Raw genomic sequence first — 14,699 nt, 5'->3', positions numbered from 1 at the left:
GTGTGCGCGGTGACAGATCAATTCGACGGCTTGCTGACCGACTTCAGTGACGAGGTGCTGGTCGACTCGGCAATGCTCGGCGATCACGCGGCCTTCGACGTCATCGTCCGCCGATACGGCCCGCACTTGTATCGATTTGCCCGTCGACTGCTCGTGAGCGAGAGTGACGTCGACGACATCGTCCAGGAAACCTGCGTCGCTGCGTGGCGCCAACTTCCGGGGTTTCAGCGGCGCTCGAGCACCAAGACCTGGTTGTTCGCGATCTGTTCTCGCAAGATCTCGGATTTCTATCGAAAAGTCGGCTCCTGCGCCGCCGATATGGACGAACTCCGGGAAGAAGCTGATCCCCGTTTGCGTGATCCGAGCGAAGAAGTCTGCGGCACAGCATTTCTCGACGCCCTGGAATCCGAACTCGATCGCCTGCCACTGCGTCAGCGTGCTGCCTGGGTCTTGCGAGAAGTGGAGGGCATGACGTATCCGCAGATCGCTGTTGTCCTGGAGCTGAGTCCGGACGCGGTTCGTGGCCAGCACGCTCGGGCGAGGCGGAATCTCGGTGTCGCACTCGATCGATGGCGATGACGACTCGGCGGTTTGCCGGGTTCTGTCACCGAACTCACTCTCCTTGGTGCCCGTGAAACTGGAAGAATGCTTCGTCGTGGATACCGCTTTCGACCCCAGAGGCTTCGACCCGAGAACCGAGGATTCGGTGCCGTCGGTACTGCCGGACGATGCGACGGCAACTGGTGCTGACGTCGCCGTCGAGGCTGCGGAAACTCGGCTGACGGCACGTGCGGTCAGAGAGTTGCTGGCAGCGCTCGGGGGAAGTATCGGCGACGAGGACGAACTCGTGGTTCTGCTCCAGCGCGCCGTCGAAATCGCGAACGACGCCATCGACGGCGCCGACAGCATCGGCGTCACCATCGATCTTGCCGGGCAGACCTACACCGCCGTTCACACCGATTCGCGGACCCTGCGCGTCGACATCGAGCAATACGACGCCGGCGACGGACCATGTCTGCACGCGGCTCGAACCGGTGAAACCGTAGTCGTTGATTCCGAGACCAGCGCAGAACGCTGGCCGCGGTTCGCGGCGGCCGCGAAGGACGAAGGGATCAAGTCCTTTCTCGCGGCGCCGCTCTTCACGCCGGATCAGCGACTCGGTTCGTTCAACCTGTACGGACGTGCCCCAGCGGCCTTCGACAGCGTCGACGCGGAAGTCATGGAGATTCTCACGACAACAGTCTCACGCGCGATCGGAGACTTCTCCCGTTTCAAATCTGCCAAGGCGGTAGCTGACGCCCTGCAACGCGCGCTCGAGACTCGGGCGCCGATAGAACAGGCCAAAGGCATGCTGATGGCCATCCATCGGATCGACGCCGACACCGCATTTCACATGCTGCGCAGGCAGTCTCAGACCACGAACACCAAGTTGCGTGACGTGGCAGCCGAGATCGTCGAGACGTATTCCGCGCCGCCTACCGCGGTCTAGTTCGACGGAGACCGACGTACGGCCTCGAGCGCGACGACCACGCTCGCGGCGACAACCACGTGCATCAGCGCGAGCGTGACCGTGCTGGCGGCGTCGAAGTCCGCGGCGATCGTCAGGGCGATGGTGCCGAGCGCAAACACTGCACCCACGACCTGAGCGATGCGGATGATCGGCTCCCACTTCAGTGAGATCAACATTGCGAGCGACAAACCGACCAGCAACGGCACTACCGTAAGTGTGATGACCCCGCCGGGAGCTACGCTCGCCACCTTTCCCTGATCTGTCATCTCGAACGATCCGCCCGATGCCAGGCCGATCAGCCACAGGATCAGGTTGGCGACGAGGGCCATGACCGTGGCCCCGAGTACGGCACGCGGCTTGGTGAGGTGGAGGTTGTGTGCGGTTGAAGCGATTGCAGACATGATGTTCTCCCGGCTCGATGCGATGGTCTTGTGACGTCGCTCTGGTGAATAGACCCGCCGGCCGGGAGAAACTCATCGCTGGTGGTTACCGGGGGTCGTCTGTCGGCACGGCGGTGCCGGTGACCGCGATACCGCCGTCGACCGGGATCTCGACCGCGAGAACGCTGGGTCGCCCGACGTGTCGGCCCTGGTGGATGGTGATCCGCCGCGGAGTGGCCGCGGGTTCGAGTTTGCGCAGGTAACCGCCGGTCGACGCCGCTGCGGACCCGGTTGCGGGATCCTCGACGATGTTTCCCACCGGAAACAGATTTCGGGCTTCGAAGGTGTTGTCGTCGAGGGGATGCAGGATCGTCACCGTGCCGGTCCACCCCTGCGCGTCCATCAGAGTTCGCATTGCGGATGGGTCGAAGGTGAACTCGTCGAAGGCTGCCTGATCACGAAGTACGACGATCGGGTGCGTGTTGCCGGCGTACGAGAGCATTGCGGGATACCGCGCGTCGAGCGCAGACGAATCGACGCCGATGAGCCCGAGCAGTGCTGTCAGTACAGCATGATCGATCGGCGAGACCGATGGTTCGACGCTGGTGAAGGTCGCGGTGGACGTTCCGTCCTCGTCGGTCGCCGTGTCGATGGATACCGGTCCGATCGGTGTTTCGAATGTGAAGGTTCCGTCGCCGTCTCGCTCGGTGAGAGCGATGGCCGTCGCAATAGTGGCATGACCGCAGAACGGTACTTCGGCGATAGGGGAGAAGTACCGGATCCGGCTGTGGCGCGGGTTGCCTCCGAGTTCCGGTTCGATGAGGAACGCCGTCTCGGCATACCCGATTTCGGCTGCAACAGATTGTAATTCGGGGTCGTCGAGTCCGCGCGCGTCGAGCACTACGCCGGCCGGATTACCGCCGGCCGGATCCGAACTGAACGCAGTCAGCCGGAGGATGTCGCGAGAAGTTGCCATGTCGACCATCTTTGTCCGCTGTCGTCCATCGGGGGAAGAGACATCGCTCGATTGCGGTCCGCGATCTTCGAACTGGACTGCCTCCGGAACAAACCGGCCGCACGGCGTCGTTGGTGCAGACATGAGCAATGACACAGACACCGACGACGCGTTGTTCGCACTCGTGGCCGAGGGAAAACAAGGTGTGTTGGCAACCGTCAAGCGTGACGGCCGCCCACAGTTGTCCAACATCATTTACCGCTGGGATGACGAGTCGAAGACGGCTTCCGTGTCCGTCACTGCTGATCGCGCCAAGAGCCGTAATGCCCTACGCGATCCGCGGGTTTCCCTTCACGTCAGCGCGCCCGACTTCTGGAGCTACGCCGTGATCGAAGGACTTGCTGTGGTGACACCCGCAGCGGCCGATCCTCACGACGAAGTGTCTGACGCACTGGTCGACCTGTACCGGGACATCAGCGGTCAGGAGCATCCCGATTGGGAGGAGTACCGCGAAGCGATGGTTGCGGAGCGTCGACAGATCCTCACGGTGCGCGCTGATCACGTCTACGGAATGACGAGGCTCCCCAAACCGTCCGGTACCTAGACCCGCGCCCCACTGGAGTTCGGCCCACCCCCACTTTCGAGCGAACGGTACGTCCGTCGCCTCAGATGCGCCGAAAGCCACTTTCGCTCCGAGTGGAGGCGGTACAGAGCGAACAAATCGGGCCCGCAGCGGCGCGTGAATGTATGAGTGGTCATACTTCTGTCGACTCCAGGGTCCTCCACTGTGTGGATCGCGTACCGTTTCCAGACATGGAATTGACTCGAGTAGCGGTGGGCAGTGGTTCGTGCACCGTTCGGATCGACGGGCCGGTCAGCAAGCATGCGGTACTCCTGCTTCCCGGCAAGGGCGACCCCGTCGACTTGTACGACGATGTGTGTGAGCGACTGCACCATTCGGATCTGCGGACCGTCGCGGTGGAATCGATCGAGAATCTCGACGAGACCTCGGCAGTGGTACTTCTGGACGAGTTGAACATCGCCTGGGTGAACCTGGTCGGTCACCGGGAGGGCGCCGATCTCGCGTGGCTGTTGGCTGCACGTCAGTTCGGCCGCTTCGCGAGTTTGATCGCCGTGGACCGTGGACATCCGTCGGCCAGCGATATTGCCGGCGTTCCGCCGGTCGAGGTTCCGACCACCGTAGTCGTGGGCAGTGGAGGTCGGGCCATCGCCGACGCCAGCGGTCGTTTCGTGTACTCCGACTTCCGCGTGACGGAACTTCCGGGTGTCGACGACGTCGTCAAGTCGGCACCGGCCGAACTCGCAACCGAGATCGTGCTGCGTACCAGCCCCTGGTGAAACTCTGACCTACGAAAAGGCGGGCATTCCCATTGCGAGGAGTGCCCGCCTTTTCGGCGTCGTTGGGGCGGCGGGGCTCAGATGTCGAGGCCGAGCAACGCGTTCTCGACCACTTCGGCCAGGGCCGGGTGGATCCAGTACTGGCCACGCGCCATGTCCTGAGCCGACAAACCGAAGCTCATCGCCTGAATGAGCGGCTGGATGACGGTCGGAGCCTGAGTGCCCATGACGTGGGCACCGAGGATGCGTCCGGTGCCGCGCTCGGCGATCACCTTGCAGATGCCCTCCTGATCCTCCATCGCCCAGCCGTACGCGACGTCGCCGTAAGCCTGCACCTTGACCGTGATGTCGAGTCCGGCGTCGCGAGCCTGCTTCTCCGTCATTCCGACGTCGGCGATCTGCGGGTCGGTGAACACGGCTGCCGGCACGAAGCGGTGATCGGTGCTGCGAAGCCCGGACGTGTCCTTCCACGCGTCCTGGAGCAGGTTGTGTTGAACAACGCGCGCTTCATGGTTGGCGACGTGCTTGAGCTGGTACGGCGAGGAGACGTCACCGAGTGCGAAGACGCCCTCGGCGGTGGTGCGTTGGTATTCGTCGACCACGATCGAGCCCTTGTCGTCGAGTTCGACGCCGGCCTTGTCGAGACCGAGTAGGTCACCGTTCGGCTGACGACCGACCGCGACGAGGAGAACGTCACCGGAAACGACTGTGCCGTTTGCCAGTTCGACGGCGATGTTGTCGCCGTCGCCGCCTACCGACGTGAGGGGGGAGCCCAGATGGACGTCCCACTTCTGTTCGGCCAACTCGGTGAAGCGCTCGGAGATCTCGTCGTCGAGGTGCCGCAGCAGTCGCTGGCTGCGACCGATGATCGACACGCGAGAACCCAACGCGGAGAACACGTGTGCGAACTCGGTGGCGATGAATCCAGAGCCGACGATCACGAGGTGCTCGGGAAGTTCGGGCAGTCGCATGATGTCTTCGTTGGTGTAGTACTTCACACCACTCGACGCGATCTCGTCCGGGATGATCGGACGCGAACCGGCTGCGATGACCACCTGGTCAGCGGTGATCGTCTCGCCGGTTCCGGTGTCGATCGTCTTGTCGCCGGTGAACGTGGCGTGGCCGCGGTAGACGGTGGTGTTGGGACTGTCTTCGCTGCGGTACCGCTCACCACCTGCAGAAATGGGATCGATGCGGCCGAAGACGCGCTTGACGATGTCGGACCAACGAACGCCGTCGAGCGTGGCGTCGACGCCGTACTTCTCGGCAGTGGTGACGGTGCGTGCCACCTCGGCGGCGTAGACGAACATCTTGGTCGGGATACACCCGACATTGAGGCACGTTCCGCCGAAGGTGCCCTCTTCGAGGATTGCGATCTTCTTACCGTCGAACCGCTCGTCGGGCAGCGAGTTTCCGGATCCGCTGCCGATGATTGCAAGGTCGTAGTGCGTCACTGCGCGATCTCCTGTGTGTTGCTTGCTGTGCTTGCCGAACTTTCTGCGGCCGGGGTGAGGTGGCCGTCGAGCCACTCCAACCACAGGTCGAGTTCGGAAAAGGCTGTGGCCAAGGGCTTCTCGGTCGAAAGGAACACGTCGTGACGGGCGCCGTCGATCGGGACGATGGTGGTGCGATCGCCGAGGCAACCGGCCCAACGTGCGATCTGCTTGACGTCGAGCACGGAATCGGCGAGGTCGACGCTCGGGTTGTACGCCTTCGCGAACTGCGACTTCTTCGAGCGCAGAATCAGCGCGGGCACTCCGATGTCTAGGCCGCGGTGAAGTTTTGCGTGACCCGCTCGGACGGCCCGCATCCAGCCGAAGGTAACGGGGCAGCCTGCCAGTGGCTTCCAGTCGAGGTTGTAATCCCAGACGCCGTTGGCCGAAACATGAAGACTGGAACCGTAAGTCGGTAGCCCAGTTCCCGGGATCACCGTCTTCGCCGATACCCGTCCGAGCGCATCGATCGCCGTAGTACCGACGTTGCGCACCACTGAGGGACCCTGAAGGTCGAACCAGGGGCTGTTGAGTACCAGCCCGCAGATTCCGGCGCCGTCGCTGCCACCGGGCTTGCGCTGCAAACGGTTCAGCCAGAGCGGAACGATCAGACCGCCGGTGGAGTGCGCCATGAGCAGCACCTCGCTGCCCTCGGTCTCGCTGCGGACGATGCGCAGCGCTTCGTTCAGTTCGGCGTCGTAGAGCGCAAGGTCGGAGACGTAATGAGCTGTGTGCCCCGGTTTGAGGGAGCGGCCGCACTTACGCAGGTCGAGTGCGAAGAAGGCGTAACCCTGCTCGGCAAAGTGCTCGGCGAGGTGCTTCTGGAAGAAGTAATCGGTGAAGCCGTGCACGTACAAAACGGCACGGTGTGTCTTCACTGCCTCCTTCTGCGGTTGGTAGCGGACCAGTGTTGCGTCCACCTCGCCTTCGCCGTCCGGATCCGTTCCGAGCGGGATCGTCAGCTGCTGATATCCGTCACCGAGGACGTCTGGAACCCAAGTAGTCACAAATCACAATCTAATCGTCGTTTCGAGTGCGCGTTGTAGAGCACAATTGGGGGTGGTGAACCGCGCGTGTACGCACGGGTAACCTATTCGGCGTAACACAGCAGGCGGATGCGCGCACGGCTAATGACAAGGAAGTCGATTCTCCAGTGTCGAATCAGAACGCGGTAGAGACGAAGACGGATGTAGTGCTCGTGGGCGCAGGCATCATGAGCGCCACGCTGGGTGCATTGCTGCGCCAGCTGCAGCCCGATTGGTCGATCTCGACCTTCGAGCGGCTCGATGCCGTCGCAGCCGAGAGCAGCGACCCCTGGAACAACGCGGGAACCGGTCACTCAGCCCTGTGTGAGCTCAATTACACACCTGAGAACTCGGACGGCACGGTCGACATCAAGAAGGCCGTCAACGTCAACGAGCAGTTCCAGGTGTCACGCCAGTTCTGGGCACACGCGGTAGAGCAGGGCGTCCTGACACAGCCCAAGGAATTCATCAACCCCATCGCGCACGTGAGCTTCGTTCACGGTGAGGCCAACGCCAAGTACCTCCGTGCTCGTTACGACGCACTTGCCGGCCACACGCTCTTCCGCGGTATGGAGTACATCGACGATCCGGCCGAGTTCAGCAAGCGTTTGCCGCTCATGGCCAAGGGACGCGACTTCTCCGATCCCATCGCCCTGAACTGGAGCCAGGACGGCACCGACGTCGATTTCGGAGCGCTCACCAAGCAGCTCATCGGCTACATCGGCAAGACCGGCGGCAAGATGTACTTCGGCCACGAGGTCACCAACCTGACCCAGAACTCGGACAAGTCCTGGACCGTCAAGGTCACCAACCGTCGCACCGGTGAAAAGCGCACCGTTCGCTCGCGCTTCGTGTTCGTCGGTGCCGGTGGCGGCGCCCTGCACCTGCTGCAGAAGTCGGGCATCAAGGAAGCCAAGGGCTTCGGTGGCTTCCCCGTCAGCGGTGCCTTCCTGCGATGCACCAACCCCGAACTCATCGACCAGCACAGCGCCAAGGTCTACGGCAAGGCTGCCGTCGGCGCCCCGCCCATGTCGGTGCCTCACCTGGACACCCGTGTCATCGGCAACAAGCCGGGTCTGCTGTTCGGTCCCTACGCTGGTTGGTCGCCGAAGTTCCTCAAGCAGGGTCGCGTCACGGACCTGCCCGGCTCGGTCAAGCCGAACAACATCCTCTCGATGCTCGGTGTCGGTGTCAGCGAGCTCGGCCTGGTCAAGTACCTGGTCAGCGAGCTTGCCAAGAACGAAGCCGGTCGCATCTGGGATCTGCGTGAGTTCGCGCCCAAGGCGCAGGCCCAGGACTGGGAACTCATCACCGCGGGCCAGCGCGTCCAGGTGATCCGCCGTGCCAAGGGCAAGGGTGGTGTCCTCGAATTCGGTACCGCTGTGGTCGCCGCTGAGGACGGTTCCATCGCCGGCCTGCTCGGTGCTTCGCCCGGTGCGTCCACGGCCGTCCCGGCGATGCTGGACGTACTCGAGCGCTGCTTCCCGACCGAGTTCCAGGGTTGGAAGGGCAAGCTCCGCGAGATGGTTCCGTCCATCGGCGTCAAGCTCACCGACAACGAAGGCCTGTTCAACCAGGTCTGGGATTGGTCCTCGAAGGTTCTCGAGCTCGATTCCGCCGGTGCTTCCGAATCGGCTCCGGTCGCGGATACCGCCGCGACTGTGTGATAGTCCAACCCATGACGGCAACAGCAGCTTTGAAGCGTTCATGGGCACTCGATCTCGACAACAAGACGTTCTACGAGTTGTTGAAGCTTCGAGTGGAGGTCTTTGTCGTCGAGCAGGCTTGCCCGTATCCCGAGTTGGACGGGCGGGACCTGCTGACGGAAACACGCCACTTCTGGCTCGAGCAGGACGGCCAGGTGGTGTGCACGCTCCGGCTGCTCGAAGAGCACGACGACGGAAACAAGAGCTTCCGAATCGGACGCCTCTGCACGTCGCGTCAGGCTCGCGGCCAGGGCCACACGACCCGCCTCCTGCAGGCCGCACTGGCCGAGGTCGGCGAAGCGCCGTGCCGGATCAATGCACAGACCTACTTGGTCGAGATGTACGCCAAGCACGGATTCAAGGCTGACGGCGAAGAGTTCATCGAAGACGGCATCCCGCACACCCCGATGCGTCGTGGTGGGGGAGAGCCTTTCGTGGCCGTCAGCTAGTTTGTCGGAGAATTGACCCTGGTCGGCTCGTGGGAAAGCGAGCCGACTAGGGTTTTTTCGATACCGAATGTTCGCGGGGAAGTCCTGTTCGATCCAGGCGCGGTCCCGCCACTGTGAAAGATCTCTCCTCTACCGATAAACCGGGAGATCTCAGCCAGGTTGCCGCGACATTCGAGTGCAGCCAAATTCTCGGCGAGGAAACCGAGAGGTGGAGGGATATCGACGTGCGAAGTGAAGAAGATCGACCAGTGGCGGGCTTCCCGTTCAGTGCTGTGGTCGGCCAGGATCAATTGCGATTGGCGCTGATCCTGTGTGCGGTGCATCCAGGGATCGGCGGGGTCCTGGTTCGCGGTGAGAAGGGAACTGCCAAGTCGACGGTCGTGCGCGCGCTGACTGCGCTGCTGCCCGCGGTCGACGACGCCGGAACGACACGACCGGCCCGCTTGGTCGAACTGCCCGTGGGCGCCACCGAAGACCGGGTGATCGGTTCGATCGACTTGGAGAAGGTTCTGCGTGACGGTGAGCGCGCATTCCAACCTGGACTGCTCGCCGCCGCTCACCAGGGTGTTCTGTACGTCGACGAGGTGAATCTGCTTCACGACCACCTGGTCGACGTGCTTCTCGACGCCGCGGCGATGGGCCGGGTTCACATCGAGCGTGACGGCATCTCCCATTCGCATCCGGCCAAGTTCGTACTCGTCGGCACGATGAATCCCGAAGAGGGAGAACTGCGTCCGCAACTTCTGGACCGTTTCGGTCTGGCTGTCGACGTCGCCGCGTCCCGCGACGTCGACATTCGCATGGAAGTGGTGCGTCGCCGACTCGACTACGAGCGTGACCCCGAGGCATTTGTCGCTCGGTACGTATCCGCCGATGAGGAGTTGGCGTCCGAAATCCTCACGGCGCGTGAGAAATTGGACTCGGTCGAGCTGAGTAACCGCGAACTGCGTCGTATCGCCTCGCTGTGTGCGTCGTTCGACGTCGACGGTATGCGCGCGGACTTGGTGCTGGCGCGCACCGCGACGGCCCACGCTGCCTGGCGTGGCGACAGTGAAGTCACTGCGGAGGACGTACGAGTAGCGGCGGAACTGACGCTGCCGCATCGCCGCCGCCGCGATCCGTTCGACGAGCCCGGCTTGGATCAGCAGCAGTTGGACGATGCGCTCGAGCAGGCCGATCAGGATGCTCAGTCGCAGGTAGAGGACGACGCGCGCGACGGAGAGCCCGAACCTCCCGAAAATCACGAAGACCGTGGCCCGGAAGATGGCGGCTCCGATGACGGCGGTCCCGGAGACGAAGGGCCGGACGACGACGGCCCGGACGACGACGGCCCGGACGACCCTGACGGACCTGGTGGGGGAGTGCGCGCCACCGATCGTCCCTCGGCTCCACCGGCCGGCGAATTCAAGGCCAAGCTCCTCGAAGTTCCGGGAGTCGGTGAAGGTGCACCGGGACGACGCTCGCGGTCCATGTCGTCCCGTGGACGAGTTGTGCGGTCCACGCGGGAGCGTGGGCACGGATTGCATCTGACGAGCACGGTCTTTGCCGCAGCCGAGTCTCAAGTTGCCCGTGGTCGCACTGCTGGACGGTTGCGGCTGGCACCGGCTGACCTCCGCGGCGCGATACGTGAAGGGCGAGAAGGCAATCTGATCGTCTTCGTTGTCGACGCGTCGGGGTCGATGGCAGCACGCGACCGCCTCTCCGCGGTCACCGGTGCGGTTGTCTCGTTGCTCCGCGACGCCTATCAGCGCCGCGACAAGGTCGCCGTCATCACCGTCCGTGGTCGTGAAGCGGAGCTCGTACTGCCGCCGACATCTTCGGTGGACATCGCTGTCCGTCGCTTGCAGTCGATGCGTACCGGCGGCAAATCCCCACTCGCAGAGGGATTCCTGCGTGCTCGCGAAGTGGTTCTGCGTGAACGACTTCGTGACCCGCAGCGTCGCGCCCTCGTCGTCACACTCACCGACGGCCGGGCAACCGGCGGCAAGGACGCGCTGCACCGCGCCCGCGTCGCCGCGCATCTTCTCGCTGACGCGTCCGTCGCGTCCATCGTCGTCGACTGCGAGACCGGCCTCGTGCGTCTGGGGCTGGCGGTCGAGTTGGCGCGAGAACTACGTGGCGGATACGTCCGCCTCGCCGAATTGTCAGCGCAGCAGGTCGCGGGTGTCGTCCGCGCCGCAGCCTAGATCCCAGCTCAGGAGTTCACGATGCCCAAGGGTGTTCCCGAGACAGTTCCCGACGACGGTCTGACCACGCGTCAGCGTCGTAACGCGCCGGTACTTGCCGTGCACACCGGCCCGGGAAAGGGTAAGTCCACCGCCGCTTTCGGCATGGCGCTGCGTGCCTGGAATCAGGGGTTCGACATCGGCGTGTTCCAGTTCGTGAAGAGTGCCAAGTGGAAGGTCGGAGAGGAAGCCGCGTTCCGCGCGCTCGGAAACCTGCACGACGAAACCGGCGTCGGTGGGCCGGTGCAGTGGCACAAGATGGGCGAAGGTTGGTCATGGACACGCAAGGCCGGTAGCGAGGAAGATCATGCTGCTGCCGCTGCGGAGGGTTGGCAGGAGATCGCGAGAAGGCTTGCGAGCGAGGAACATCGATTCTATGTCCTCGACGAGTTCACCTATCCGCTCAAGTGGGGCTGGGTCGACGTCGACGAGGTCGTGCAGACACTGCGCGATCGTCCGGGCAACCAGCACGTTGTCATCACGGGACGCGACGCCCCGCAGGCGTTGATCGACGCCGCCGACCTCGTGACCGAGATGACCAAGATCAAGCACCCGATGGATGCCGGCCGAAAGGGCCAACGGGGCATCGAATGGTAAGTCCTTCCACTCCGGCCGTGGTGATCGCCGCTCCTGCCTCGGGTAGCGGAAAGACCACGGTGGCAACGGGATTGATCGGCGCGCTGCGACGGTCCGGTAGCAGCGTTGCACCCTTCAAGGTGGGGCCGGACTACATCGACCCGGGTTATCACGGACTCGCGGCAGGGCGGCCCGGACGCAACCTCGACACTGTTCTGGTGGGCCCGGATCGCATCGGACCGCTCTACCGGCATGGAACCGCTGGTTGCGACATCGCCGTGGTCGAAGGCGTCATGGGTCTGTTCGACGGGAAGATCGACGAGGCAAACTCGCAGCCGTCGGCGGAGGGATCGACGGCGCAGGTCGCGTCGATCCTCGGTTCGCCGGTAGTCCTCGTGATCGACGCCCGTGGGCACAGTCAGAGTCTGGCCGCCGTACTCCACGGCTTCGCGACCTACGACGCAGGTGTGCGCATCGGCGGCGTCATTCTCAATCGCGTCGGGAGCGCTCGTCACGAGCAGGTGTTGCGTCATGCGTGCGACAAGGTCGGCGTCGCAGTGCTCGGAGTTGTGCCACGGTTGACGGAACTCGAAGTTCCCTCCCGGCACCTCGGCCTGATTCCGGCGGCCGAGCACGGCGCCGCCGCTGTGGCCGCAGTGGACGCGATGTCCGACTTTATTGCCTCGCACGTCGATCTGGGTGCTGTTCGCGCACTCGCCGCCTCGAACGTGAGTGCAGCTGCATGGGATCCGGTTGCCGAGGTCGGCGCACACGCAGAGTCTCGGCCTGTGGTTGCCATGGCGGGCGGCCCTGCCTTCACCTTCGGCTATGCCGAGCACCGGGAGCTGTTGACCGCCGCCGGCGCGGACGTGCAGGTGTTCGACCCGTTGCGGGACGAGCTTCCTGCGGGAACTGCCGCTCTTGTCCTTCCTGGCGGGTTCCCGGAAGAGCATGCGGTGGACCTCGCGGCCAATACCGTTCTGCTGCAGCAGGTTCGTGACCTGGCGGACGGCGGCGCACCGATCCACGCCGAGTGTGCCGGTCTGCTCTACCTCGCTCGCAGCTTGGACGGTCACAGCATGGCCGGTGTTGTCGGGGTGGATGCGACGTTCGGGAAACGCCTGACCCTCGGGTACCGCGAAGCAGTGGCGATCAGCGACTCCAGCCTCTTCGAAGCAGGCTCCCGCGTCACCGGTCACGAGTTCCACCGAACGTCTCTCGTCTCGGCAGACGCGGACGGTTGCGGAAGTGCGTGGGGGTGGCGGCCCTGGGACGGCGGCAGTGTCCGCGAAGGATTTGTTCGCGGCGGCGTCCACGCGTCGTATCTCCACACTCATCCGGTGGGGCAGCCCGAATCGATCGCGAAGTTCGTCGATGCCGCACGGGGATGACCTCTGTATCGGCGTGGGATTCACGACGAGTGTCACCGCGAAGGACATCGTCGCTGCGGTGAAGGCTGTGCCCGCGGCGCAAGGGAAGATCGTGGTACTCGCCACTGTGGCGGCAAAAGCTGCGGCTTCGGCTCTTCTGACAGCGGCCCATGAACTGAACGTCCCGATTGTGAGTTTCGCCCCGGACGTACTTGCGCGAGTTCAAGTTCCGTCACCATCGCCTCGCGTCGAGAACGCCGTCGGAACGGCAAGCGTCGCGGAAGCGGCTGCGATCCTCGCGTCCGGGGGCGGCCGACTTGTGCTGGCCAAGACTGCCAGGGATGGAGTGACCGTGGCCGCGGCCCGTAAAGTTCCCTCCAGCTTGACCAATTCTGACAACGAAACGGAGTGCGAGTGAGCGAGTCCACCGCAGACGAGACCAACTACCTGGTCGGCCTCAACCTGACCGATCGACGCGTGGTCGTGTTCGGTGGCGGCACTGTGGCTCAGCGCCGACTCGGACTGCTGGTCGCCTCTGGTGCCCGCGTTCACGTCATCAGTCGCGCGTTCACTCCAGCCGTCGAAGGTATGGCCACTGCCGGTCAGATCACGGTCGAAGAGCGCCCGTACGCCGACGGCGACCTCGAAGGTGCGTGGTACGCCATCGCCTCGACCGACGAGCCGGAAACCAATGCGGCGATCGTCGCCGAAGCGGAGCGTCGCCACATCTTCTGCGTGCGCGCCGACAACGCGAAGCACGGCACCGCCGTCACTCCCGCCAGCGCCGAGTACGACGGTATGAGCATCGGAATTCTGGCGGGCGGCGATCACCGTCGTTCGGCAGCAGTCCGCACCGCCGTCGTCGAAGGTCTTCAGTCGGGCGTGCTCGCCGATACGGCCGAGCCTGCCGCTGCGGGTGTTGCTCTCGTCGGTGGTGGCCCCGGTGATCCCGATCTGATCACCGTGCGCGGACGCCGTTTGCTCGCCCGCGCCGACGTCGTCGTGGCCGACCGATTGGCTCCGCCGGAGTTGCTCGCCGAACTGGGTCCGGACGTAGAGGTGATCGACGCCGCGAAGATCCCGTACGGCCGTGCCATGGCTCAGGAGGCCATCAACGCCGCGCTGATCGACAACGCGAAGGCAGGCAAGTTCGTGGTCCGCCTCAAGGGCGGGGACCCGTACGTCTTCGGACGGGGATACGAAGAACTCGAAGCGTGTGCCGCTGCCGGCGTTCCGGTGACCGTAGTGCCCGGAATCACGAGCGCGATCTCGGTCCCGTCGGCCGCAGGCATCCCGGTCACCCACCGCGGCGTCACCCACGAGTTCGTCGTCGTCAGTGGGCACGTGGCTCCGGATCATCCGGATTCGCTGGTCGACTGGTCGGCGCTGGCCAAGTTGCGCGGCACGATCGTGCTGCTCATGGCGGTCGAGCGCATCGATCAGTTCGCGAAGGCACTCGTCGACGGTGGACGCCCGGCAACCACGCCGGTCACCGTCATCCAAGAGGGCACGCTGCGCACTCAGCGTGAACTTCGGGCCGATCTGGCGACCGTTGCTCAGCGCGTCAAGGACGAGGAGATCAAGCCTCCGGCGATCATCGTGATCGGGCCGGTCGCGGGCTTTTCCGTCGACGCTGGGTAACGTGAAGTCT

15 protein-coding genes are annotated in these 14,699 nt (G+C 64.1%); 11 read left to right on the top strand and 4 right to left on the bottom strand.

Annotated elements, in window-relative coordinates; translation table 11 throughout:
- Window positions 1–9: 9 nt before the first annotated feature.
- Together ATN37_RS11220 and ATN37_RS11215 are read left to right on the top strand one after the other, a co-directional pair.
- A complete protein-coding gene (locus tag ATN37_RS11220; RefSeq protein WP_218695131.1) occupies window positions 10–579 on the top strand; it encodes an RNA polymerase sigma factor in 570 nt (189 codons plus the stop codon).
- A gap of 76 nt (window positions 580–655) precedes the next feature.
- On the top strand, window positions 656–1,489 hold the full coding sequence (locus tag ATN37_RS11215; protein ID WP_064073718.1) for a GAF and ANTAR domain-containing protein: 834 nt from the start codon (window positions 656–658) through the stop codon (window positions 1,487–1,489).
- On the opposite strand, the gene ATN37_RS11210 is transcribed toward ATN37_RS11215, so the two are convergent.
- Together ATN37_RS11210 and ATN37_RS11205 are read right to left on the bottom strand one after the other, a co-directional pair.
- Complete coding sequence (locus tag ATN37_RS11210) at window positions 1,486–1,911, bottom strand: DUF6069 family protein (protein ID WP_007734977.1); 426 nt, start codon at window positions 1,909–1,911, stop codon at window positions 1,486–1,488. The two genes, ATN37_RS11215 and ATN37_RS11210, sit on opposite strands and share 4 nt — an antisense overlap.
- Window positions 1,912–1,996: 85 nt before the next feature.
- Complete coding sequence (locus tag ATN37_RS11205) at window positions 1,997–2,866, bottom strand: PhzF family phenazine biosynthesis protein (protein WP_256933206.1); 870 nt, start codon at window positions 2,864–2,866, stop codon at window positions 1,997–1,999.
- A 121-nt stretch (window positions 2,867–2,987) separates the two neighbouring features.
- Between ATN37_RS11205 and ATN37_RS11200 the strand changes: the two genes are divergently transcribed.
- Window positions 2,988–3,449, top strand: a complete 462-nt coding sequence (locus tag ATN37_RS11200; RefSeq protein ID WP_218695127.1) for a PPOX class F420-dependent oxidoreductase — start codon at window positions 2,988–2,990, stop codon at window positions 3,447–3,449.
- A gap of 209 nt (window positions 3,450–3,658) precedes the next feature.
- Window positions 3,659–4,204, top strand: a complete 546-nt coding sequence (locus ATN37_RS11195; RefSeq protein WP_003942671.1) for an alpha/beta fold hydrolase — start codon at window positions 3,659–3,661, stop codon at window positions 4,202–4,204.
- Window positions 4,205–4,281: 77 nt separating this feature from the next.
- On the opposite strand, the gene mtr is transcribed toward ATN37_RS11195, so the two are convergent.
- Complete coding sequence (gene mtr / locus ATN37_RS11190) at window positions 4,282–5,658, bottom strand: mycothione reductase (protein WP_054828013.1); 1,377 nt, start codon at window positions 5,656–5,658, stop codon at window positions 4,282–4,284.
- Complete coding sequence (locus tag ATN37_RS11185) at window positions 5,655–6,704, bottom strand: alpha/beta hydrolase (RefSeq protein ID WP_003942674.1); 1,050 nt, start codon at window positions 6,702–6,704, stop codon at window positions 5,655–5,657. Before ATN37_RS11185 ends, mtr begins: the two co-directional genes overlap by 4 nt.
- Window positions 6,705–6,850: 146 nt before the next feature.
- Between ATN37_RS11185 and mqo the strand changes: the two genes are divergently transcribed.
- The 7 genes from mqo (at window position 6,851) to cobA (ending at window position 14,689) form a co-directional block, all read left to right on the top strand.
- Window positions 6,851–8,389: a malate dehydrogenase (quinone) gene (mqo, locus tag ATN37_RS11180; RefSeq protein WP_003942820.1), complete on the top strand. Its 1,539-nt coding sequence runs from the start codon at window positions 6,851–6,853 to the stop codon at window positions 8,387–8,389.
- 11 nt (window positions 8,390–8,400) lie between these two features.
- The gene (locus ATN37_RS11175) at window positions 8,401–8,877 is read left to right on the top strand and encodes a GNAT family N-acetyltransferase (RefSeq protein WP_003942808.1); all 477 of its coding nucleotides are present in this window, start codon (window positions 8,401–8,403) and stop codon (window positions 8,875–8,877) included.
- 224 nt (window positions 8,878–9,101) lie between these two features.
- On the top strand, window positions 9,102–11,063 hold the full coding sequence (locus tag ATN37_RS11170) for a magnesium chelatase subunit D family protein (protein ID WP_308125205.1): 1,962 nt from the start codon (window positions 9,102–9,104) through the stop codon (window positions 11,061–11,063).
- A 21-nt stretch (window positions 11,064–11,084) separates the two neighbouring features.
- Window positions 11,085–11,699: a cob(I)yrinic acid a,c-diamide adenosyltransferase gene (cobO, locus tag ATN37_RS11165; protein ID WP_003942784.1), complete on the top strand. Its 615-nt coding sequence runs from the start codon at window positions 11,085–11,087 to the stop codon at window positions 11,697–11,699.
- A complete protein-coding gene (locus ATN37_RS11160) occupies window positions 11,693–13,069 on the top strand; it encodes a cobyrinate a,c-diamide synthase (protein ID WP_218695125.1) in 1,377 nt (458 codons plus the stop codon). Before cobO ends, ATN37_RS11160 begins: the two co-directional genes overlap by 7 nt.
- The gene (locus ATN37_RS11155; RefSeq protein WP_256933205.1) at window positions 13,053–13,466 is read left to right on the top strand and encodes a cobalamin biosynthesis protein; all 414 of its coding nucleotides are present in this window, start codon (window positions 13,053–13,055) and stop codon (window positions 13,464–13,466) included. The genes ATN37_RS11160 and ATN37_RS11155 overlap by 17 nt, the downstream gene beginning before the upstream one ends.
- Window positions 13,463–14,689, top strand: coding sequence for a uroporphyrinogen-III C-methyltransferase (gene cobA / locus ATN37_RS11150; protein WP_007735001.1), 1,227 nt, complete (start codon window positions 13,463–13,465; stop codon window positions 14,687–14,689). The genes ATN37_RS11155 and cobA overlap by 4 nt, the downstream gene beginning before the upstream one ends.
- Window positions 14,690–14,699: the final 10 nt, after the last annotated feature.

The organism is Rhodococcus sp. MH15 (assembly GCF_019266045.1).
Taxonomy (GTDB): Bacteria; Actinomycetota; Actinomycetes; order Mycobacteriales; family Mycobacteriaceae; genus Rhodococcus_F; species Rhodococcus_F qingshengii.
The sequence above is the reverse complement of the archived record's forward strand: the minus strand, read 5'-3'. Positions and strand labels throughout refer to the sequence as shown.

Coding starts and splice junctions, on each gene's coding strand:
- ATN37_RS11175 (WP_003942808.1), top strand. CDS start 8,401: ATGACGGCAACAGCAGCTTTGAAGCGTTCATGGGCACTCGATCTCGAC.
- ATN37_RS11195 (WP_003942671.1), top strand. CDS start 3,659: ATGGAATTGACTCGAGTAGCGGTGGGCAGTGGTTCGTGCACCGTTCGG.
- ATN37_RS11155 (WP_256933205.1), top strand. CDS start 13,053: ATGCCGCACGGGGATGACCTCTGTATCGGCGTGGGATTCACGACGAGT.
- ATN37_RS11205 (WP_256933206.1), bottom strand. CDS start 2,866: ATGGCAACTTCTCGCGACATCCTCCGGCTGACTGCGTTCAGTTCGGAT.
- ATN37_RS11200 (WP_218695127.1), top strand. CDS start 2,988: ATGAGCAATGACACAGACACCGACGACGCGTTGTTCGCACTCGTGGCC.
- cobO (WP_003942784.1), top strand. CDS start 11,085: ATGCCCAAGGGTGTTCCCGAGACAGTTCCCGACGACGGTCTGACCACG.
- ATN37_RS11210 (WP_007734977.1), bottom strand. CDS start 1,911: ATGTCTGCAATCGCTTCAACCGCACACAACCTCCACCTCACCAAGCCG.
- ATN37_RS11160 (WP_218695125.1), top strand. CDS start 11,693: ATGGTAAGTCCTTCCACTCCGGCCGTGGTGATCGCCGCTCCTGCCTCG.